Consider the following 22237-nt stretch of genomic DNA (forward strand, 5'->3'; position numbering starts at 1 on the left):
GCAGACTTTTTGCCTGCTACTCGACCACTAGCAGCCAGCTGCCTCTCATCTTTCCGCATGCAGCAGGCTTTTTGCCTGCTACTCGAACACTAGCAGCCAGCTGCCTCTCCTCCTTCCGCATGCAGCAGGCTTTTTGCCTGCTACTCGACCACCAGCAGCCAGCTGTCTCTCCTCCTTCCGCATGCAGCAGGCTTTTTACCTGCTACTCGACCACTAGCAGCCAGCTGCCTCTCCTCCTTCCGCATGCAGCAGGCTTTTTGCCTGCTACTCGACCACTAGCAGCTAGCTGCCTCTCATCTTTCCGCATGCAGCAGGCTTTTTGCCTGCTACTCGACCACGGCTCACATTGAGAGTGACCTACTTTCCCCAGCGCCACCACAAAGATGCGAAAAAGCTGCCCCAATGGGACAGCTTTTTCGCTTTATTGCTTTTTCCTCATCTATAAGCCTAGCAGCTTGTAAATCACCTTCGCGCTTTCGGCGCGTGTGGTATTGCCTTGCGGATCGAATTTACCTTGGCCTTTGCCATTGAGGAAGCCTAGCTTAACGGCTGCATCAATGGACGCTTTCGCCCAGTCATGGATAGCGGCGGAATCGGTGAAGGTGCTGCCATCCGTGCTGCCATCCGCACTGCTCTCCAGTTTCTTGCCGCTTTTCACTTCGTATGCGCGCATGAGCATGACGGTCATCTCTTCGCGCATAATAACTGCGTTTGGAGCAAAGCTTGTAGCGGTACGCCCTTTGATGATGCCTGCTTCTGCCGCTGCCGCAACGCTATCGGCATACCAGCTGCTGGCTGCTACATCCGTGAAGCCCGTCGGCTTGGTCGCCTGCAGGTTCATTGCCCGAACAAGCAAGGCGGCAAATTCGGCACGGGTCACGCTGCGTTCCGGTTCAAACCGGTCTGCCGTTACTCCTGTTACAACATGCTTGGATGCCAGCTCCCTGATCATTTCCCAAGCCCAATGAGTCAATGGAACATCTCCAAATATCTTCGAGTATTCCAATGCCGCATACTTGGAGAAATGCTGAATATCTGCCGTTATTGTACCGTCTGCATTTAACGTTCCTCCGACATATTCCAGCTTACCGTCGTCTGCCACATAATAAATACCGGTCAGCTTCTTATCTGCCTTGCTGTCCAGCTTGAATGTCAGCTTCAGCGGTTCTTCGAACTTGCTTAATACCGCTGCTTCCTTGCCATTGCCATCCACTAACGCTAGGCGGAACTCAATAACGGCAGAAGCCGGGCTTAACTCCGAACCGTCAACCGCCGCAGCCTTTTTCAGCAAATCCCGCTCCGCCGCAGCATCCAGCGGCTTAAGCTGCAGGACAATATGAGAAGCAGCACTAGACACAGAGCCTCCCGCTTTCTTCATCAGCTCTTGCAGCATTGCGCTTGGGATGAGCAGTGTCAGATCTCCTTGCTTCAGTTCCAGCGGCTTGCCGCCCAACAGATCAGCAGCCCCGACCGGCAGGAGCACTTCCGCTTTCCCATCAACCGCAATTGTCACTTTGCTGTCTCCGGCTTGCTTAACCGCATCCTTCAACTGCTGTTCGGTCACCGTCACCGAAGAGCTGCCCGGCGTCACTCCGCCGCCGCTGCTGCCGTTTCCATTACCGTTGCCGTTTTCGCTATCGCCGCCGTCTCTCGTAATAACAAGGTCCATCGTTTTGGTCGCTTGCGAAGCGCGGCCTTTATCCGTGTACCAATCCTGTGCCAGCGTCTCGGCGCTTGGTTCAATGTGAAGCTTAAAACGGTTCTCGCCCCGTTGAAGCGGAATATTTTCCGCATACACGTTGCCGTAAGCATCCATTGCTCCGTCAGCCAGAGGCTGATCGTTGATCGTAAAGTCTACGCCATAAGGCACATTGGCACGCAGCGTAAACGACTCTTCCTTGGTATCGTACGAGATATCCTCGCCATACGAGATACGCGGCATCGTCAAGATCATCGGCATATCCACCCAGCGCAGGACGTAATCGTCGACAACCATCGTATTGCCGCCCTGGTTCTTAATCGTCAGCCTCATATTCGTATCCGTCGAGGAGTACGCATAATTCCCGGCATCCACATTATCATTCGCCAGGCGGGCATGCGAGGTAAATGCCTCCGTTGCCCAGGTACCGCGGGTATATTTGTATTGAATCGACTTGCCCGCCATCATTTTGAAGCTGTATTCGACCACATCGCGAGTGGTGGCGCCGCTTGGAACGGTCAGCTTGTTGCCTGCCGAATTCCAGCCGTTCAGATCGCCCGCCAAATAAATATCGTCCTTAACCGGCGTATAGCTTGGCAAATGAACGCGGAGCTTCACGTCCACCATAACAAGCTTTGGCGTCACCGATTGCTCGCCCGAGTAAGCCCGATTATACGCGCTGTCCACGGCAGCTACCTTGTACGTATAAGCTTTATCGTTGCTGACCGTAAAGTCTACATAGGACACCGCTGTTTTGACCGCCGCAGCAATCTTCACAAACCCCGAATTTGCCGTCTTGCGGAAAATCTCGTAATGATCCACTGTTGTTTCCTCGGAATCCTCCGTCCAGTTCAGCATTACGCGGTTGGATTCCACCGCAATCTCCGCAAGCACGGGAGCCTTCGGTGCTTCCGTATCCGAGCTGTCCGCCTGAACCAGCACCGCTGCCTCAGCCGATTCGGTATACGACTCGCCGTTATCCGTAAATATTTTGGCAAAATAGCGATACGTTCCCGCTTCCGTTGGTTCAAAAGCAGCCCAATATACTTTCCTGCCGTCTTCCGTATCGGACTTATAGCGAAGCTTCGTATCTTCAGCCGTTGCTTTGCCTGCGCCATCTTTGTAGAACGCAAGGCGTCCAATGACGTTTGGCGCTTCTTTGCCGGCGTAAGCCGCGTTGTCCGTCAGACCGGGAATATCGATCGTTATTTCAATGTCGGAGGTCTTATGGCCAACGCCAAGCGTTACTTCCTCCGACTGTTTGGTAACCTCCACGCTGCTGACCGGGAACGATGGCGTTGCCGAGCCGTATACGCTGAGCGGGCTTTCTCCATCCTTCGTCACGGCCGTCACCGTGTAGTAATATTTCTTGCCGTTCACAACATTCGTATCGGTCCAGCTTGCATCCGCCGGCTGTCCAACCAACTGCAGCTGACCGCCTTCAATCGCCGCGCGGTATACGTTATAACCGGAAGCTCCAGCTACCGCATCCCAGGTCAGAGCCACTTGCCCGTTGCCGCTAGCCGCATGCACATTCATCACCTGAGGAACTTGAACCAACTCCGAGGTCGACGTCATCATAAGACCGCTCATCGCTTTTACCGTCAGCGTTACTTTGCCACCTGCAACAGATGCTTCCGCATTGCTGCCAAGCTGGTCTTTCAGCGTCAGTCCCTCCGGCAGGAAGCCTGCCACATCCGCTTGGATGGATACATCCGAAGAGCCTCGGTTCACTACGACAAGTCCGCCTTGGCTGCCCGTTTTCCGTGCATAGGCAATGACATCGCCGGTATTATAAGCCGTCTTCAGCTCACCTGTACGGAACACTTCATTGTTATCGCGCACGGTGCCTGCCTTCTGATACGTATCGAACAAAGACGCGTATTTCCCAACCCCGGTATATTCTCCACCGGATTCCGATACGCGCTCCCAAGGGAAGGTGCGGCGGGAGTCGGGATCTTTTGTACCGGCAAGACCAACCTCATCCCCGTAATAAATCGTTGGAGCACCCGGATAACCCATTTGGAAAATCGCGGTCAGCGCCTGCATCTTCAGCGCTTTGTCCGAAGCTTCCGGCGCAATCGCCAAATGCTCCTCTTCCCATTCCGGCTTATCGTATTTCGTAATCGAACGGATCGTATCATGGGAATCGACCAGATTGAGCATCACTTCCCAAGCCTCGGCCGGATAATCCTCGCGGATCGATTCCAGCGCATCGTTAAACTGCTGGGCGTTGCCGCCAAGAATAAAGCTTTGCAGCGCGCCGCGGAAACGGTAGTTCATCACCGAATCGAACTGGTCCCCAAGCAGGAATCGCGTAGCTACTCCCCACTCTTCGCCAAGAATAATCGGCTCTGGAATGGTCTCGCCGTTGCTGTCCTTGCGGCCTTCCGTCGACTTCACCGCTTCGCGGAACTTCTGCCAGGTGCCCGCGGATACATCCGGCGCAACGTCGAGACGCCAGCCGTTTGCCCCCATCCAGCCCCAGCGCTGCGAGTTCGCCTCCTGCATCATCGCGGAGGCTTCTTCATCCGTCTTGCCCGTCAGATTATGGCCGATAACAAGGTCGCGGTAGCCTTGAACGTTCCATTCATGGTTGCCCGCAAGGCCTTCCGTATCGCCCGCGGCAGGCGTCGGAGCATCAATGACAGGCAAGGAATCGTAGCCCCACCAGCCTTCGTATTTGTAATGGCCGTCTACCTTTTCATTGGATACCGTAAACCAGGTTGTAAAATCGAAATCTTCCGGATACGCGTAATGCTTGCCCGTAGCCGGGTTGATCTGTGCGGTAAAGGAATCAATAACCTGCTGCTTCGCTGCATCAAGCGCTAAGCCATTGTCATTCACCTTGTCGTACACTTTTGCCCAGAACTCGTAAGCTCCGATCTCCGGATATTTCTCATAGCGGTCAAAATAAATCGAGTCGTCGCCGACATGGTTAAACACGCCGTCAACAATGAGCATAATCCCCATCTGATGAGCTTTTTTCGCAAATTCGGTGAAAACGCGGTCGGAAGCCACCCTCGTCGCTTCGTAATCCAGCCCGGAGCTTGGATCGCCGGGCGTATTGTAAACCGGCTCGCCAAACATCGGATCCAGATGCTCGTAGTCGGTTGCATCGTACTTATGGTTTGAGCCTGCCCAGGCAACCGGGTTGAAGTAGATGACGTTTACGCCAATGGATTTCAGGTACTCCAGCTTCTGCGAAGCTCCTTGGATATCGCCGCCGTAGAACTCGTTGGTCCATACGCCGTCCGATTTGGCATCCGGGAAGTAAGGTTTCTGCTCCGGCGAGATCCGGTCCGGGTTTTCCGGCATGGTCGACCATGTTCCGTCCACCTGATCCGGCGTTGGATCATTGGCCACTCCGCCGTCAAAATATTGCAGTTCATAGCCGCCCTTCGAAGTCACGCCGGCCGTTGTACCATCCCCATCTGCAGGCCCGCGGTAGCCGTCTTCCGTCTTCGCCCGGTTATTGTCCTTGTTGCCGTCATAGAAGCGGTCGGGGAAGATCTGATAGACAACGGCATTTTTCATCCAATCCGGCGTCGTAAAATCTTTATCGTAAACGGTCAGATCGTAAGGCAGCACGCCTTCGTCCGCCGTTGTACCGGTACCGCCGCGCGAACCGTCGTCGCCGTATTCCACCTTTGCCGTTCCGTCGATCAGAATAAACTTGTAACCCCATACCCCGATGCCCTGGAACGTCGAGCCCGGGATCGTCACTTCCCAATAATCCTTGTCGTCAAAGGAAGTCGCTTTGTGCATATCAAACGCGGAAGCGAGACCTTCCGGATTGCTCAGCTCCACGCGTACGACCTGCGCGTCGCCCGCTTCCGTCGCAATGCGGAGCGTTACATCCTCGGTGCCTTCTTTTATCGCGCCAAACGGCTTCTTGTAAGTAACCGACCGGGAATCAAACAGCAGCTTGTCGCGCTTGATCATCCCGTCAAACTGGCTGTCCGCCGGCTTGTAATTCGTCACGAGCGTCCGTTCTGCAGGCACGGTGCTAAACGTGATATCGGCCGGATCCAGTGTCGTCAAAATAAAATTGTCGTTGCCCGATCCGTAATTATTAGCCGACCAGTTGTCGCCCTGAACAACCTTCATCTCATAACGGCCTGCAGGCACCGTACGCTGCAGCTTATACACCGAGCCGTCGAAATTGTAATCGACAAAAAGCTGCTTCGCTTGATCAGGCGCCCAGGTCGACTCGCCATAGACAGCTTGAATATCGCCAACAAGCCTCGGCCATTCCGCCGCGCCAAGAACCGGCGCGTATTGCGGAATGCCGCTTGCTCCCGGCACGCTGATCCGTACCTTCGCAAGCTCGTCATTGACATAGATATTCACCTTCGATTGAGCCGCCAGGTCAAAAGCAAAGTTATTCCCGTTATCCGAATAACCGTCCCATGTTCCTTGACGGACCAGCTTGAACTCGTAATGGCCCGGGTCCAGTACAGTCGAATAAGCGTAGAACTCGCCGACCAAATGACTCATGAGCGTATCCGCCGAAGCGTTATTCCACCCTTGGAAGGATCCCGCAACCACCCATTTGGCACTGCCTCCCGGCTGGTTTGCGAACACATCCGCTGTCGGAGCATTTGCCGGCGGCTGCCCAACAAGGATTTTGCTGTTCCCGTTCGACGTTTCCGAATTCGTAGGATCCTGGAACCAAATGCTTGGCAGCCCGTCAGCCGCAGAAATAAATTTATACGTATAAGTCCCGTCCGCCAGCGATTCAGCCGCAAACGTGTAATTTCCCTCATGAAGCGCCATCTCGTGCTGATCGGCAAAAGCATTCGTATCAAAGCTTCCCGCCACCTTGAAATGCGGCGTATAGCTCAGATGAATCTTGCTGTTCTCATCCGAAGTCACGCTCAGATTCGGATCATCCAGCCAGTTGCCGTTCACCAGAAACTTGTAGCCGTAAGCCTTGTTAGGCGCATCACCCGTTACCTCTGCCGTGTAAGTACCGTCCCCGTCCTCATCGGCCAGCGTTACGGCCGGATCGCCCCAACTGTTGAAATCGCCTTTGGCCGTAATGCTGACCGACGATTTCGGCAGAACAAAATGAATCGTGCCAGCCTCCGCATAGGTTCCGCTGACAGCGCTTGCTTGAACCTGCTTGGGCATCAGCCCCACCACCTGAATAACCATCATGATCGCCAGCAGCAGCGACCATACTCTTGTCTGATTTCTGTTCCTTACATGCTTCATCATATGCGCGTAATCCTCCCTAGTACATTCAAATTGGGCAAACGATTGCACAACAAGACGTAAAAAGCTCCTTTCCGCTGATAAAAAAAGCTATCCCTTGGTTAGAAGAGATAGCGGGGTTGTTCCGGCTTTTTCAGTAAAAACCGGAAGGCATTGCCCTTAAATTAGGCATTTATCAGCTTAAGTTCATTACCCTCATCCTATTATGAAAACGCTTTACAGTCAACGATAGGTTAGAAGAAATTTACTATTCGACAGAATCGGTAAAATTCTGAGCAACCGTTTGCGCATTTGGGGCTATTGAAAAGATGGGATATAGGCGGTACGGGCAGTGTCGGCTGCCCGACATTCTACGCCTTCACCGCGTCATATGCGATCAGCCAGCAATCCCGGTATTGCCCCTCATGCCACTCACGCTTCTCCAGCAGTTTCACCTTCTTAAAGCAGCACTTCTCATACACTCTTAGCGCTCTTGCATTCCAGGTCTGCGGGTCCATGACGATCTTCCGCGCTCCCCGCTCCTTGACCACATATTGTACCGTTTCCCTGATCAGTTCAGACCCAATTCCCCTGTTCCAATAATCAGGCTCGCCAATAAACTGATCCATCCCATAGATGCTGCCCGCTTCATCCCAGAGTCCGTAAAACTCCCTTTCCTCTTCTTCAATTTCATAGAATTGAAGATACCCGATGTCGACGCCGTTATATTGAATAATACAAGGTACGATCTCTTCCCTGTCCTCGTAAAAATGCTTCTGAACCATTGCCGCGTCATACGGCCTATCCCGGCCCTCGTAATACTCCAGCACAGCCGGATCGCTCAGCCACCGGATCAACAGCCCCGCATCCTCCGGTTCAAGCATGCGGAGACCGCTCTCTTTCCCTTGGTAAAGAATCATCGTTTCACCTCGTTATTTGATTAGATGCTGCCTATACGTCAGCGGAGCCACGCCCATGATCTGGCGAAAAATTTTACTGAAATACGAGGGATTCGCAATCCCCACCCGGTAGCCGATTTCCGATAGCGGCAAGGTCGTCTTGCGAAGCAGCGAACAGGCATGCCGGATCCGCGTCGCTTGGGTATAAGCCACAATCGTCGTGCCGGTGGATTCCTTGAACAGATGCGCCACATGGTAAGGCGACAAGTGAAGCTCGCCAGCCAGGTCCTCCAGCCGGAACGGATCCATATAATGCTTCTCAATCCACCCGATAATCTCTTCTACATGAAGATTATGCTTTTTCAGATACGCCGATTCGCCGTCCGGGCTTTGCTTTAGCTGATGCACAAGGCTGAGCAGGAAAACGCCCATATTTTCCTCGAAATCCGCCTCCCTCTTGCCGCCCATCGTTATGCTGAACTGCCTGAGCAAAGCAACAAACGGTTCGTTCTCCGGCATTGCGTTCACCGGATGCACATTCGCCTGCTGCAGCATTAAGCGCTGGAAGAAGCTTTTCAGACTCGGAAAATCATTCAAATACCCATGCAGCACAGCCGGTTCGAACAGCAGCACGCTACGGATAAAAGGCTCCGCCTCCGTTACTTGAATCTGAATCCGGTGCATCTGGAATGGCGGAAACACCAACAGCGTATTGGGCTCAATCGAATACGATTTCCCGTCGATAATGAGCAGTCCCCGGCCCTCATGCACGTACGTAAGCTCCATTTGGGAATGGGCATGAAACACCTCGCGGAAATAGTCCCTCGACGTTCTGCGGTACTCGTATTCGAACCATTTTTTTGCCTGAACCATCCGTTTTTCCGCCCTTTCAAGATAACCGCAAGATATAAACATTTTACCGCAAAATCGAGCGACAAAGGATGTCTTTTTCCATATATTCTAGAAGCAATTCCACTAAAGGAGATGTTTCTGGCTTGAATAAATCAGATGGCATGAATTATGCGCCGCAAGGCAAACCCAATCCGGTCGTAATGCCAGGGGAGTTCCAATTTGCGGCGATCGCGCTGGACCACGGGCATGTCTACGGCATGTGCAACGGATTGATCGAAGCAGGCGGCGAGCTTGTGTACGTGTACGATCCGGATCCGGAAAAGGCTGCCCGGTTCGTTAAGGCCTACCCTCAAGTTAAGGTTGCTGCTTCGGAGGAAGAGATTTTCGCCGATTCCCGTATTCAGCTGGTTGCTTCCGCGGCTATTACGTCGGAACGCTGCGCGCTTGGCCTTCGGGTGATGCAGGCGGGCAAGGACTACTTTACGGACAAAGCCCCGCTCACAACGCTAGAGCAGTTAGAAGAGGCCAAGCGGGTTTCCGCCGAGACCGGACGCAAGTACATGGTTTATTACGGCGAAAGACTTCATAACGAAGGGGCCTTATTCGCTGGCCAACTAATCGAGCAAGGAGCGATCGGACGGGTTGTGCAGGTTATGGGCTGGGGACCGCATCGGACGAATGCGAAATCCAGACCGGAATGGTTCTTCGAACGGGAGAAATACGGCGGCATTATTTGCGATATCGGCAGCCATCAAATCGAACAGTTCCTGTCGTATACGGGAGCCAAGGACGCGCAGGTCGTACAGTCCCGAATCGCCAACTACCATCATAAGGACTATCCGGAGCTTGAAGATTACGGCGACGTGATGCTGACGGGCGATAACGGTGCAGCGGCGTATTTCCGGGTGGACTGGCTGACGCCTGACGGGCTAAGCACTTGGGGCGACGGCCGGACGCTTATTCTTGGCACGGACGGTTATATCGAAGTCCGCAAATATGTGGATCTTGCCAAGAGTCCCGAAGGCGATCAGGTATATATGGCTAACGGCGAAGGCGAGTTTCATTTTTCGGTAAGAGGCCAAGTCGGCTATCCGTTCTTCGGCCAGCTTATTCTCGATTGCATCCACCGTACGGAAAATGCCATGACTCAAGAGCATGCTTTCAAGGTTGCCGAGCTTAGCGTATTAGCCCAAAATCTTGCGGTTCGCATGGAATAGGAGAGATGAAGATGCTGAAAATCGCCATTATTGGATCCGGGGCTATCAGTAGAGCCCATATCGACGCCTATCAGAAATTTTCGGAAAGATGCCGGATTGTTGCGGTTACGGATATTTACATAGACAAAGCCGAGAGCCGTATTAACCAGTGCGGGCTTACGGAGGCGAGGGCGTACAGCGATTACAAGGAACTGCTGGGGCAGGATATCGATCTGGTCTCCGTCTGCACTCCGCCATACACGCATGCCGAGATCGGTGTTGAATTCCTGAAGGCAGGCAAGCATGTTCTGATTGAAAAGCCGATGGCGTCCTCGCTCGAAGAATGTGACGCGATGAACCGGGCGGCTGAGGAAAGCGGCAAGCTGCTGTCGGTTGTAGCCCAGAACCGGTTCCGTACGCCAATGATGAAGCTGAAGTCCGTGCTGGACAGCGGGCTGATTGGCCCGGTTGTCCACTCGCAGATCGATTCCTTCTGGTGGCGCGGCCACAGCTACTATGACCTGTGGTGGCGCGGCACGTGGGAGAAGGAGGGCGGCGGCTGTACGCTGAATCATGCCGTCCATCATATCGACGCGCTGCTCTGGATGATGGGCCGGCCAACCGAGCTGCAGGCGTTCATGAGCAATACGTCGCATGATAATGCGGAAGTCGAGGACCTGTCGATTGCGATGCTGAAGTTCGTCGGAGGCGGCCTTGGCCAAATTACGAGCTCCGTGGTTCATCACGGCGAGGAGCAGCAGCTTATTTTCCAAGGCAAACAGGCACGGATCTCCGCGCCATGGAAGCTTGTTACTTCCAGCTCCATGGATAACGGCTTCCCGACTCCGAATACGGCTCTCTCCGCGGAAATTCAGGCCTATTACGACAACCTGCCTGAGGTTGCCTACGAAGGGCATCTCGGACAGATCGATAATGTGTTGTCCGCGATTGAGGGCGGGGAATCGTTACTGATCGATGGACATAGCGGCCGCGCGACGCTGGAGCTGATTCTTGGCATCTACAAATCCGCCAGCACCGGGGAAAAAGTTACTTTCCCACTAACAGCCGATGATCCGTTCTATACGCGTCAAGGCATCCAGGACAACGTCCCTCATTTCTACGAAAAAGGCGCCTCCGTCGAGAATTTCCAGGACCGCGCGATTACGACGGGCAGCAATTTGAGAGGTTAGCAGATGGCGTGGAGGAATAAGACCCTGTTAGGGTCTTATTTCATTTGCTGGGGAATTTTGCAGGCTGTCTGCTACTTGTTCCTGGTGATTAGGGTCCCTCAGGGACCCTAAGCTGACCTAAGCCAACTAATTTTACTGTCTTAAGGTCCTTCATGGACCTTAAGGTTCCGTGATCGCTCTGTTTGAACAATATTTGCTGCTTGTTCTGGGTGGTTAAGGTCCATCAGGGGCCTTAACACGACCTTTGCCAACTAATTTTACTGCCTTAAGGTCCCTTAGGGACCTTAAGCTTCCGCGAACGCTCCGTTTGATCGATGTCTGTTACTTTTTCCGGGCGATTAAGGTCCCTTAGGGACCTTAATCCGTCCTGCGCAGGCTAATTTTATTGCCTTAAGGTCCCTTAGGGACCTTAAGCTTCTGCGAGCCCACAATTTGAGCACTTTTCACCGCCACAGCTATGGGACATCCTTACTACGTGGGATTTCCTCCAACATATTTACCGCATTTGGCCTCACTTTCTCGTCTGCATTGGATTTAATGCATCATAATGAGCTCCCTTCAACTAAGTAACCCCTAAAATGGGAGATTACACGGGATGAAATCCAGCGTAGATGCCATGGTGCAAATAAAAAACCTCATTCTACTGTAGTAAATCCAACGTAATTGCGTTAAGCCTCAGCCCTCTTGTATCCCCACAAAAAACAAAGCCGATAAGCCCCGCAAAAGCGGACTTATCGGCTCTAATCGTTTATTGCTCCAAACGAAGCGTAACTACCGATGCCGCAGGCAGATTGAGGCTCAATTTGCCGTTCTCGATCTTCGCTTCGTAGAATGCCTTCACGCTCACCTTGGAAGGATCCTCGAAGGTGTTATGTGCTTGAATCGCATCCGCTGCGAGCAGCCTGCCCGTGCAGTTGAAGCTGCCTTCGGCGCCGCGAAGCTCAAGACTGATCTCCGATTGCTCGGACGGATGCAGGTTGTACAGGCTGACATGGATAACGCCGTCCTTCTTGGACGCGGTAACGCCAACTTGATCCAGCTCTTTGCCGTCGGCATTTACTTTCCCGAATTGACCATGAATCGCCAACGCCTCGGCATCCTGATGGACATTGTACATTTCAAGCACATGGTACGTAGGCGTCAGCAGGATTTTGTCCCCTTCCGTCAGAACCACCGCCTGCAGAACGTTAACCATTTGGGCAATGTTGGTCATTTGTACGCGATCGCAATGCTTATGGAAAATATGCAGGTTAATCGCCGCAACAAGCGCATCGCGCATCGTATTCTGTTGATACAGGAAGCCCGGGTTGGTGCCTGGCTCCACGTTAAACCAAGTGCCCCACTCGTCAACGATCAAGCCGACGCGTTTGCTCGGGTCGTAACGGTCCATTACCGTACTGTGGCGGGTAAGAAGCTCATCCATATATTCGGCTTTCTTCATCGTTACGAACCAGTCGTTCTCGTCAAATTCCGTAGCGGAGCCTTTATCGGCCCACACGCCCGGAACCGTGTAGTGATGCAGGCTCAGACCGCTCATGAAGCGCTCCGCTTTGCTCATTAGCACGTCGGTCCAGCGGTAATCGTCGGAGCTTGCGCCGCCTGCGATTTTGTACAGCTTGTTATCGCCGTATTGGCGGACATACGTCTGGAAGTTGCGGTACAGATCCGCGTAATGCTCCGGAAGCATCTCGCCGCCGCATCCCCAGTTCTCATTGCCCACGCCAAAATATTTCAGCTTCCAAGGCTCTTCCCGGCCGTTCTGCCGGCGCAGATTCGCCATCGGGGAATCGCCGTCAAACGTCATGTATTCCATCCATTCGGACATCTCCTGTATCGAACCGCTGCCCACGTTGCCGCAGATATAAGGCTCGGCGTCAATCAGCTCGCATAGACGGAAGAACTCGTGCGTGCCGAAATGGTTATTTTCCACAACGCCGCCCCAGTGAGTATTAACCATTCTTTTACGAGTCTCGCGGGGACCAATGCCGTCTTTCCAGTGATATTCATCGGCAAAACAGCCGCCCGGCCAGCGCAGAACAGGTACCTTAAGATTGCGCAGCGCTTCGATCACGTCGTTACGGATGCCGTCCGTGTTCGGAATTTCGGAATCTTCCCCTACCCACATGCCTTCATAAATACATCTGCCGAGATGCTCGGCGAAATGGCCGTAGATGTTCTTGTTAATCGTGCCGATCGACCAGTCTGCATGTACTACCGCTTTGTTCATTTGTAAATAGCCTCCTAAAAAGAATTGTCACACAAACAGCCGGATGGCTGTTCGTGATGATTCTTGCCTCGTAAGCATTAGCTTTAAAGAATTGTCACACAAACAGCCGGATGGCTGTTCGTGATGATTCTTGCCTCGTAAGCATTAGCTTAAAGAATTGTCACACAAACAGCCGGATGGCTGTTTATGATGATTCTTGCCTAATTAACTTCCCATAACGTCCGAACCGACTGCTGCGGATGCGGACATCCTTTATCCTTCAGCTTGGCTCTCACCTGCACGAGACAGCCGCAATGCATGCAGGTCGTGTCGTAAGCCATGCTTGCGCAGCCTTCGCATGCGGCGAGCCGCTTTGCGTACAACTTGTCCGTAACGCAGGCATCGGGTTTGATCTTGGAGATCAGGCGCTGAATCTGATCGTCCGTCACTCTGACATCGGCCGAGCAGCCCTTGCAGCCATCCCGTTCCCTTTTACTGACAGATTCTGTGATTGTCATGCTTGCTTCAGCTCCCACCCGCGCACAGGACGATAATAAATAGTTCTATATGAAAGATTGTATGGGATTGAGAAAGCGCCTACAATTCACTATAATGAGAAAAAACTGACCTATCGTGCTTTTTTGAAGAAAGGAGCTGCTGACGATCATCCGATTAGACAGCTGCGGCTACCGGTTTGTCCATCCTCACGGGATTTCGATTATCCGTCCTAACGGTTCGGGGGATTACGCTTTTGTTCTGTTTAAGAAAAAATCCGAAGTGATCATACGGGGCGTGCGTATTCTTGTGGATAGCGATTCGTTTATCCTGTTCCAGCCGGATACGCCGCATTCGTATATGCAGTTCGAGCTGCCTTTCGTAAACGACTGGTTTCATTGCCGGGGAGAAGAGCTGAGCGGGTTGCTTGCCGAACTGAACTTTCCGCTGGATACTCCTGTCCCGGCCGTGGACCCGATGTTGATCTCGAGAAGCATTATGGAGCTCCACCGGGTTCAGAAGCAAGGCGGGCATTTGAGGGATCAAATTCTGGATACGGATATCCGGGCGCTTCTGATGAAGCTGAGCAATCTTCATGAGCTTTCCCAGCATCCCGAGCGGCCGGGCCGTTATATCCGGCAGTTCTCGGAACTGCGGGACGAGCTGTATAACTCGCCGCAAAGCCATGTAACGGTAGAGATGCTGGCTGACCGCGTGCACCTGAGCAAGTCCTACTTCCAGCATCTCTATAAGGATATTTTCGGCTGCTCCGTCGTAACCGATATGATTAACGGCAGACTGGAGCTCGCCAAATATCTGCTCAAGAACAGCACCCTCTCCGTATCGGCTATCGCGGCGAGCTGCGGATACGAGCATGAGACGCATTTCATGAGGCAGTTCAAGAAATTTGTCGGCCTGACGCCAAGCCAATTCAAGTCTCGGGTGTAGACGTAGACTCCGTCTTCCTTTTGTACTCTGCCGGACCGCAGCCGTACCGCCTGCGGAACAAGGCGGCAAAATGGTTATAGCTCTGGAAGCCGACGTCAAAGGATGCTTCCCCTGCCGTCCGGCCAGCCTGCAGCATAAGCAGAACGGCCTGCTCGAGACGCATATTGTTTAACGTGTCCACAATGGAGCGGCCGGTCTCCGATTTGAACAGATGGGACAGCCGCGAGGCGGATAAGCCTACCCTTGCAGCCAGCTCGTTAATGGATAACGGCTCCTGCATCTGTGCGGATAAAATCCTCATTACCTGGCTGACGCGGTAATCCAGCTTGTCCGCAAGCTGCCCGGCCATTAGCAGAATTAAGGCACTTAGCTGATTATCGCATAGCTCCTCCCAGAACCCGCCTTGGGCCCTAGAATCATGCAGCAGCGACCGGAAGATGCGGATCACCCTCCGCTGCAGCTCGCTAGAGGGCAGCGGGCAGAGCAGCACTTCTTCATCCGGTAGCAAGGACAGCTCCGGCAGCCGGTTGAAGTGCACCCACAGAAAGTTCCACGTATCCCCTTTTACGGTGCCATACGTATGAGGAACCCTTTTCCGAAGCAGTACCAGCTCCCCCGCCTTGCATATTTTCTCTCCCGCAGGCGTCCGGAAAAACCCCTCACCCTCCAGCGTATAAACAAGCAGCCAATCCTCTCTTCCGGCAGGACGCACCATGCAATAGGATTCGTTTTCCAAAAAATGCCCTGTCACGACGCCGTTCTTTGATTCCTTCTCCACTGCTTCCACCCCGCTCCGATTCATTACCCTAAGGGTACCGCGACAGCCTCCATTCGTCCAGCATAATAGCAGAATCCATGCAGTATTGAGCATAATCGCGACTTCTACCTTTTCCCTCAACGCCCTACAATTAGAGACAAGAAGCCGCACACAACAAGGAGAGGGGCAATACAAATGAACCAGTCGCTTAAAGTGCTTACCGAGGAGCAGATGCAGCAGTTCGAGAGGGAAGGATATGTAATCGTAAAGGGCGTTTGGAGCAAGGAAGAAATCGAGGAAATCCAAGCCGAGTTCGATAAAATCAGCCTTACTCCCATTCCCGGCTACTTCGAGCCGGTTCTGGACGGAGAGCAGGAAGATCCGCTTCGCCGCTATCCGCGCGTGATGCATCCTCACCGTTACAACGATCTGAGCAAGAATTACATGCTGCATCCGGTTGTTCTCGACATTATGCACGATCTGTACGGAGAAGAGGCTTTGGCTGCGCAAAGCATGTTCTATTACAAGCCGCCGGGCTCTCGAGGTCAGGCGCTGCATCAGGATAACTTCTATCTGAAGGTAGAGCCGGGCAACTGTATTGCGGCATGGGCGGCTATCGACCGCTGCGACGAGGAAAACGGCTGTATGCTGCTTGTTCCGAAAACGAATACGTACGAGATTGTTTGCCCGGAGGAATCCGATTCGAAAGAATCGTTCACCAACCATTACGTAAAGCCGCCAAAAGAGGAAAAGCCCGTTGCAGCTATCATGGAGCCCGGCGATATCCTGTTCTTTAACGGCAATCTGATTCACGGCTCTTACCGGAACAAAACAAAGGACCGCTTCCGCCGCGCGTTTATTTCCCACTACGCGAACAGCAGCGCGATGTCCATCTCGCATTGGTACAATCCGCTTTACAAGGCGGACGGCTCCGAGCTGTCGCTGGAAGCGAATCCGGACGGCGGACCATGCGGCATCGAGACGCCGGCTTATCACTAATAGAATAAAGTAAAGGGAGGCTCACGGTTACCAGAACCGCTGCCTCCCTTTTTTTTACGCTGGATACCTATTAACTTCTTCAAGCGTTGGCAGCGCGGCAATGGCCCCTACCTTCGTGCATACGATCGCTCCGACTTTATTGGCAAATTCCACGAAGAGCAAAAGCTGTTCAAACGACATCCCCTTTGGCTCCTCCAGCCTGCTGATCTGCCATAGCAAAGCACCAACAAAGGCATCCCCCGCTCCGGTAGAATCAATGGACTTCACCGTTATACTCGGCACCTGCACCAAAGTCTTGCCGTCGGACACCAACGTGCCGTTCCTGCCCAGCGTCACGCAGACCCGATTAGCCCCTAGCCCATGAAGCAACCGAACGGCTTTTTCAGGATCCGTCTCTCCGGTCATTAGCTGCAGCTCCTCTTCGCTTACTTTGACGAGATCGGCCTGCGACGCGCCATACCGAGCCTGCTCGGTGAACTCGTTCAGCCAGCCCCCCCACAGATCCTTGCGGTAGTTCGGATCAAAGGAGATAAACGGCCGTCCATTCTCCGCGGCTCCCTGCAATAGCGTTGTATAAGTCGCGCGGAACGGATTGTCCAGCAAAGCCGTAGCCGAACCAAAATGCAGGACGGACGCGGCATAAAGACGGTCCCGGTCAATCTCATCCAGCTCGACGTATCGATCGGCACCGCGATTAAACACAAAATCCCGCTCTCCGCTTGCTTCCAGCGAGACGAAGGCTAGCGTTGTTGGCACTTCGGCATCCAGCATCAGCATGGATGTATCGACCTTTTCCTCTTCCAATGTCCGCTTTAAGTAATGTCCGAACGGATCCTTTCCGACCTTGCCAACAAAAGCAGAGCTCCCGCCCAGCCGGGCTATTGCCGCGCTGACATTAGCAGGTGCTCCTCCTGCTTTTTTCGCAAACTGCTCGCCTTGCTCCAGGTCCACATCAATATCGATGCAGAAAAAATCAATCAACAGCTCTCCAATACAAACGACATTCCCCGCCATCGTAATCCTCTCCCTTAATGTGATAACCGGTTGACATAGAACTCAAAAAAGAAACCACATTCTAAGTGGTTTCCCTTTCCATCAGCCGAACCGGCAAATAAACCTCTTCCGACTCATGATCGGCTTCGCCGTCAATCTGCTCCGACAAGATCCGGACGCATTCTTGAGCAATGCCTTTAATAGGCTGCTGAATGGACGACAGCTCCGGCAGGAAGGCTTGTACCATCTCCGAGCCGTCATAGCCGATGACCTTGATATCCTCCGGAATCCGCAATCCTTTTTTCTTCACGTATTGGATAAACGCTGCCGCAATCAGATCGTCGCTGGCGAATACTCCATCCACTTCGGGATGCTCCGCGAATATCTGATCAAACAGACTCGAATACCTGTTCTGTTCAAACGATAGGCGGTTCTCGTAAACGATGGGCTCGCGGCCGCTCTCTCTGATCACGTCTTCATAAGCTTTCCGCCGCAAATTCGCCGGAGTCGCCAGCTCAATCGGACCGTTAATATGGATAATATTTTGGCAGCCCTTTTCGAGCAGCAGCCCTGTTGCCAGCTTGCCGCCGTTATAGTTATCCGAACCAACCACCGGAATAGAAGGAGCCAAGTAATGGTCGATTGCGACAACCGCCATTTTTCCGTGATTGTAATGGGGAAAGCCCCGGTTGTACGAACATACGATAATGCCGTCCACCTGATTGCGCAGCAGCATATCGAGGTACCGCTCCTCGTTCTCCCTGCTGTGGCTGCTGTTGCAGAGCAAGACTTTATACCCTTTCTCCGCGCAGATGCTCTCGATGTAGAAGGCCAGCTCGCTGAAGAACGGATTGTTCACCGTCGGGAGAATAAGCCCGATCAGATTCGTTTTTTTATTAAATAACGACCGTGCGACATCATTGGGAAAATAGTTCAGTTCCTTCATCGCGCCGTATACGGCGTCTTTGGTCTCCTGGCTGATATAGCCGCGATTGTTGAGAACCCGCGACACCGTCGTTTTGGATACGCCGGCTTTCTCCGCCACATCGCTTATTTTCGGGTTCACTTGCCTCACCTCATTCCTGTTTTACCGCTATATGGAACCTATTATAAGCTTAATGCCTCTTTGATTAAACCACAAAATTCGCATTTATGAAACCGGTTGACATATGTCATCCGGTTGACATATACTTACCCTGAAATCGGGAAAACGTATTCAATCCGCTTTTTCCGGCTTTCGCATGAAAGCGCACTCTTAAGGGGGAATAACATTGGCTACCATTAGCAGAAGGCAAAAGCCAAGCTGGATTTATTACGTATTCAGAAACTACACGCTATATCTCTTCCTGCTGCCAGCCGTCGTGCTGACTATCGTATTCAAGTATGTTCCGATGTACGGCTCCATTATCGCCTTCAAAAACTTCAGCCCGCTGAAAGGCATCATGGGAAGCGAATGGGTTGGCCTCGAGAACTTCAACCGGTTCCTATCATCGCCCAACTTCTACGATATCTTCATGAACACGCTGAAGCTAAGCGTCTACGGCTTGCTGCTGGGCTTCCCGGTTCCAATCGTGCTGGCGCTTATGCTGAACCAGATCAGAGGGGCTAGGATCAAGAAAAATATACAGCTGATCCTGTACGCGCCCAACTTTATCTCGGTTGTTGTCCTTACCGGCATGCTGTTTGTTTTCCTGTCGCCGACAGGGGTAATCAACTCGCTTGTCACCATGTTTACGGATAAGCCAATCTCGTTTATGTCCGATCCTGCCTACTTCCGCACGGTCTACATTTTATCGGGCATATGGCAAGGCGCAGGCTGGGCATCGATCATTTATGTCGCCGCCCTCTCCAATGTGGATCCGCAGCTGCATGATGCGGCAACCGTTGACGGCGCTTCGCTCCTGCGTCGCATCTGGCATATCGATCTGCCTACGCTCAAGCCGGTAATGGCGGTTCTATTCATCCTGGCGGCCGGCGGCATCATGTCGATTGGTTACGAGAAGGCTTTTCTGATGCAGACCGCGATGAATACGCCAACGTCGGAGATTATCGCGACTTACGTCTACAAGGTTGGCCTTCAGTCCGGCGACTATGCTTACTCCACCGCCATCGGCCTGTTTAACTCCATTATCAACATCATTCTGCTCGTCCTCGTGAACGCCGTCGTGAAGCGGCTGAACGAAGGAGAAGGTTTGTATTAAAGCTAATGCTTTCGATGCAAGAATCATCACGAACAGCCATCCGGCTATTTGTGTGACAATTCTTTTTAGGAGGATCGTATGGACATTCACATTTCCCGAAAGGACCGCGTTCTGCTCGTTATCACCTATGTCTTGCTTGCCCTGCTCGTGCTGATCGTTCTCTTTCCGCTTCTTTACGTGCTCCTTGCCTCCTTCTTGAACCCTAATGTGCTGCTGACGAAGGGACTGTCGCTTAACGCCTCGGACTGGAGCATAACCGGGTACGAGAAAATATTGGGCAATGCCGCCATGTTAAGAGGCTTTCTGAACGCCATCCTGTATTCCACCGGTTTCGCGCTGGCGACCGTGGTCGTATCGGTTTTTGCCGCCTATCCGCTTAGCCTTGAAGGTTTTGTAGGCAAACGGCTGTTTATGGTATTTTTCCTGATCACGATGTTCCTGAGCGGCGGATTGATTCCGACGTATCTGGTTGTTAAGGACCTCAACCTGCTGAATACGATCTGGGCGATTATTCTGCCCGGCGCGGTGAGCGTATACAACATTATTCTGGCAAGAACTTATTTTGCGGGTATTCCGAAGGAACTGAATCAGGCTGCACAGATTGACGGTGCCACGGATCAAAGGCTCTTTTTCCAAATCATCCTGCCTCTATCCAAGCCTATTATCTTTGTCCTTGCCCTATATGCCTTTGTTGGGCAGTGGAATTCGTATTTCGACGCGATGATTTATCTCGACAACAATCAACTGTTCCCGCTGCAGCTTGTTCTGCGGTCGATTCTGATTCAGAACCAGGTGGATCCCGGCATGATCTCGGATATTCTTGCCCAAGCCGAGCTGAAGAAGCTGTCGGAGATGATTAAATATTCGTCTATCGTGGTTTCCAGTTTACCGCTCATCATTATGTATCCGTTCTTCCAGAAGTACTTCGAGAAAGGCGTTATGGTTGGCTCCATCAAATAATAGATACGGGGGAATTATTCTATGAAAAAGACGATGTATTCCGCAACAGCCCTTGCTTTATCCATCTCCATGCTTGCAGGCTGCAGCAGCGGCGACAAAGGCTCGGCCTCTTCCAAGAGCTATGACCTAAAGGAGGTGTCCTTCCCGCTTCAAGAGAAAGTGACGCTCAACTTCATGACTCAAAGCTCGCCGCTTGCCCCTACCGACCCGAACCAGAAGCTGGTCTACAAACGGCTTGAAGAGAAAACCGGCGTTCATATTAATTGGAAGAACTTCACCTCGGACTCCTTCGTTGAGAAAAGAAATCTTGCTGTAGCGAGCGGCGATCTGCCGGATGCGATTCTGGATGCGGCTTACTCCGACTACGATCTACTGAAGCTTGGCTCGGACAAAACGATTATTCCGCTTGAAGATGTTATTGCGAAATACATGCCTAATCTGCAGAAGGTGCTTGCTGATGCGCCGGAATACAAAGCAATGATGACTGCGCCGGACGGCCATATTTACAGCTTCCCTTGGATCGAGGAGCTTGGCGCGGGCAAAGAAAGCATTCACTCCGTCAACGATATCCCTTGGATTAACGTCGAGTGGCTGAACAAGCTTGGTCTGAAGATGCCTACTACAACCGAAGAATTGAAAAACGTGCTGCTGGCCTTCAAGAAAGGCGACCCGAACGGCAACGGCCAAGCTGACGAGATACCGCTCAGCGTCGTGATGAATAACGGCAACGAGGATTTGAACTTCCTGTTTGGCTCCTTTGGCCTTGGCGATAACGGCGATCATACCGTCGTAACCGATGACGGCAAAGTAGTCTTTACGGCTGATCAAGATGGCTACAAAGATGCCGTGAACTATTTGCATGATCTGTACGCGCTTGATTTGATCGACGAGGAATCGTTCGAGCAGGATTACAATACTTTCCTGGCGAAAGGTCAGGATAATCGTTACGGCTTGTACTTCACATGGGACAAAGCGAACATTACGGGCAATAACGACAAGTATGATCTGATGCAGCCGCTGGCCGGCCCTTCCGGCGAAGTAAACGTCACCCGCACGAACAACTATGGCTTTGACCGCGGCCGCATGGTTATTACAAGCGCGAACAAAAACATAGAGTTAACGGCGAAATGGATTGACCAGCTGTACGAGCCGCTTCAATCGGTGCAGGATAACTGGGGTACTTACGGAGATGAAACACAACAGAACATTTTCAAATTCGACGAGGCAAAAGGCATGCTTGAGCATCTTCCGCTTGAAGGGGCAGCGCCTGCAGAGCTTCGCCAGAAGACTAATATCGGCGGACCGCTTGCGATTCTCGACGAGTATTACGGCAAATACACGACGAAGCCGGACGATGCGGCTTGGCGCCTGAACATTATGAAGGAAAGACTTGTTCCTTACATGAAGGCGGAGAACAACTATCCGAGAATTTTCTTCTCGCTCGAAGACCAGAAGCAGCTGTCCACGATTGAAACCGACTTGTTCGCTTACGTGAACCGGAAACGTGCCGAGTGGATCAAGACGGGCAAGGTCAACGAGGAATGGGCGGATTACTTGAAAGAGCTGAATCGCCTTGGCCTAGAGAAATGGCTGGAAATCAAGCAAAACGGTTATGACAACTATATCAAATCATAAAAAGGTGG

General features: G+C 52.4%; 15 protein-coding genes. 7 read left to right on the forward strand and 8 right to left on the reverse strand.

The genetic code is table 11. The features are described from left to right. Positions 1 to 439: 439 nt before the first annotated feature. The 3 genes from PJDR2_RS26135 to PJDR2_RS26145 form a co-directional block, all read right to left on the reverse strand. On the reverse strand, positions 440 to 6922 hold the full coding sequence (locus tag PJDR2_RS26135) for an alpha-amylase family glycosyl hydrolase (RefSeq protein WP_015846749.1): 6483 nt from the start codon (positions 6920 to 6922) through the stop codon (positions 440 to 442). A 347-nt stretch (positions 6923 to 7269) separates the two neighbouring features. Continuing rightward, complete coding sequence (locus PJDR2_RS26140; RefSeq protein ID WP_015846750.1) at positions 7270 to 7818, reverse strand: GNAT family N-acetyltransferase; 549 nt, start codon at positions 7816 to 7818, stop codon at positions 7270 to 7272. 12 nt (positions 7819 to 7830) lie between these two features. Then, the gene (locus tag PJDR2_RS26145) at positions 7831 to 8670 is read right to left on the reverse strand and encodes an AraC family transcriptional regulator (RefSeq protein WP_015846751.1); all 840 of its coding nucleotides are present in this window, start codon (positions 8668 to 8670) and stop codon (positions 7831 to 7833) included. A 122-nt stretch (positions 8671 to 8792) separates the two neighbouring features. Between PJDR2_RS26145 and PJDR2_RS26150 the strand changes: the two genes are divergently transcribed. Beyond that, positions 8793 to 9866 carry a Gfo/Idh/MocA family protein gene (locus PJDR2_RS26150; RefSeq protein WP_015846752.1) on the forward strand — a complete coding sequence of 358 codons (1074 nt, stop codon included), beginning with the start codon at positions 8793 to 8795 and terminating at the stop codon, positions 9864 to 9866. A gap of 11 nt (positions 9867 to 9877) precedes the next feature. After that, entirely contained in the window at positions 9878 to 11035 is a 1158-nt protein-coding gene (locus PJDR2_RS26155; RefSeq protein WP_015846753.1) for a Gfo/Idh/MocA family protein, read from the forward strand. A 748-nt stretch (positions 11036 to 11783) separates the two neighbouring features. Here the strand turns inward: PJDR2_RS26155 and PJDR2_RS26160 are convergent. Continuing rightward, on the reverse strand, positions 11784 to 13262 hold the full coding sequence (locus PJDR2_RS26160) for an alpha-N-arabinofuranosidase (protein WP_015846755.1): 1479 nt from the start codon (positions 13260 to 13262) through the stop codon (positions 11784 to 11786). A 200-nt stretch (positions 13263 to 13462) separates the two neighbouring features. After that, the gene (locus PJDR2_RS26165) at positions 13463 to 13759 is read right to left on the reverse strand and encodes a DUF6171 family protein (RefSeq protein ID WP_015846756.1); all 297 of its coding nucleotides are present in this window, start codon (positions 13757 to 13759) and stop codon (positions 13463 to 13465) included. Between the two features lie 259 nt (positions 13760 to 14018). Between PJDR2_RS26165 and PJDR2_RS26170 the strand changes: the two genes are divergently transcribed. Beyond that, on the forward strand, positions 14019 to 14684 hold the full coding sequence (locus PJDR2_RS26170; RefSeq protein ID WP_015846757.1) for a helix-turn-helix transcriptional regulator: 666 nt from the start codon (positions 14019 to 14021) through the stop codon (positions 14682 to 14684). On the opposite strand, the gene PJDR2_RS26175 is transcribed toward PJDR2_RS26170, so the two are convergent. Continuing rightward, positions 14668 to 15462, reverse strand: a complete 795-nt coding sequence (locus PJDR2_RS26175) for a helix-turn-helix domain-containing protein (RefSeq protein WP_015846758.1) — start codon at positions 15460 to 15462, stop codon at positions 14668 to 14670. The genes PJDR2_RS26170 and PJDR2_RS26175 overlap by 17 nt on opposite strands. A 174-nt stretch (positions 15463 to 15636) precedes the next feature. Here PJDR2_RS26175 and PJDR2_RS26180 point away from each other — a divergent pair, with 174 nt between their 5' ends. Continuing rightward, entirely contained in the window at positions 15637 to 16440 is an 804-nt protein-coding gene (locus PJDR2_RS26180) for a phytanoyl-CoA dioxygenase family protein (RefSeq protein ID WP_015846759.1), read from the forward strand. A 54-nt stretch (positions 16441 to 16494) separates the two neighbouring features. On the opposite strand, the gene PJDR2_RS26185 is transcribed toward PJDR2_RS26180, so the two are convergent. Together PJDR2_RS26185 and PJDR2_RS26190 are read right to left on the reverse strand one after the other, a co-directional pair. Beyond that, positions 16495 to 17454, reverse strand: a complete 960-nt coding sequence (locus tag PJDR2_RS26185; RefSeq protein WP_015846760.1) for a carbohydrate kinase family protein — start codon at positions 17452 to 17454, stop codon at positions 16495 to 16497. A 61-nt stretch (positions 17455 to 17515) separates the two neighbouring features. Continuing rightward, on the reverse strand, positions 17516 to 18499 hold the full coding sequence (locus tag PJDR2_RS26190) for a LacI family DNA-binding transcriptional regulator (RefSeq protein ID WP_015846761.1): 984 nt from the start codon (positions 18497 to 18499) through the stop codon (positions 17516 to 17518). 205 nt (positions 18500 to 18704) lie between these two features. Here PJDR2_RS26190 and PJDR2_RS26195 point away from each other — a divergent pair, with 205 nt between their 5' ends. The 3 genes from PJDR2_RS26195 to PJDR2_RS26205 all read left to right on the forward strand — a co-directional run bounded on the left by PJDR2_RS26195 (position 18705) and on the right by PJDR2_RS26205 (position 22229). Beyond that, complete coding sequence (locus PJDR2_RS26195) at positions 18705 to 19634, forward strand: ABC transporter permease (RefSeq protein ID WP_015846762.1); 930 nt, start codon at positions 18705 to 18707, stop codon at positions 19632 to 19634. Between the two features lie 78 nt (positions 19635 to 19712). Next, entirely contained in the window at positions 19713 to 20594 is an 882-nt protein-coding gene (locus PJDR2_RS26200) for a carbohydrate ABC transporter permease (RefSeq protein WP_015846763.1), read from the forward strand. A gap of 21 nt (positions 20595 to 20615) precedes the next feature. Continuing rightward, a complete protein-coding gene (locus PJDR2_RS26205; RefSeq protein ID WP_015846764.1) occupies positions 20616 to 22229 on the forward strand; it encodes an ABC transporter substrate-binding protein in 1614 nt (537 codons plus the stop codon). Positions 22230 to 22237: the final 8 nt, after the last annotated feature.

The organism is Paenibacillus sp. JDR-2 (assembly GCF_000023585.1).
GTDB lineage: Bacteria > Bacillota > Bacilli > Paenibacillales > Paenibacillaceae > Pristimantibacillus.

Excerpts from the sequence above, each read along its gene's own strand:
- PJDR2_RS26135 (WP_015846749.1), bottom strand. The coding sequence starts at position 6,922 with ATGATGAAGCATGTAAGGAACAGAAATCAGACAAGAGTATGGTCGCTG.
- PJDR2_RS26140 (WP_015846750.1), bottom strand. The coding sequence starts at position 7,818 with ATGATTCTTTACCAAGGGAAAGAGAGCGGTCTCCGCATGCTTGAACCG.
- PJDR2_RS26145 (WP_015846751.1), bottom strand. The coding sequence starts at position 8,670 with ATGGTTCAGGCAAAAAAATGGTTCGAATACGAGTACCGCAGAACGTCG.
- PJDR2_RS26155 (WP_015846753.1), top strand. The coding sequence starts at position 9,878 with ATGCTGAAAATCGCCATTATTGGATCCGGGGCTATCAGTAGAGCCCAT.
- PJDR2_RS26160 (WP_015846755.1), bottom strand. The coding sequence starts at position 13,262 with ATGAACAAAGCGGTAGTACATGCAGACTGGTCGATCGGCACGATTAAC.
- PJDR2_RS26165 (WP_015846756.1), bottom strand. The coding sequence starts at position 13,759 with ATGACAATCACAGAATCTGTCAGTAAAAGGGAACGGGATGGCTGCAAG.
- PJDR2_RS26180 (WP_015846759.1), top strand. The coding sequence starts at position 15,637 with ATGAACCAGTCGCTTAAAGTGCTTACCGAGGAGCAGATGCAGCAGTTC.
- PJDR2_RS26185 (WP_015846760.1), bottom strand. The coding sequence starts at position 17,454 with ATGGCGGGGAATGTCGTTTGTATTGGAGAGCTGTTGATTGATTTTTTC.
- PJDR2_RS26200 (WP_015846763.1), top strand. The coding sequence starts at position 19,713 with ATGGACATTCACATTTCCCGAAAGGACCGCGTTCTGCTCGTTATCACC.
- PJDR2_RS26205 (WP_015846764.1), top strand. The coding sequence starts at position 20,616 with ATGAAAAAGACGATGTATTCCGCAACAGCCCTTGCTTTATCCATCTCC.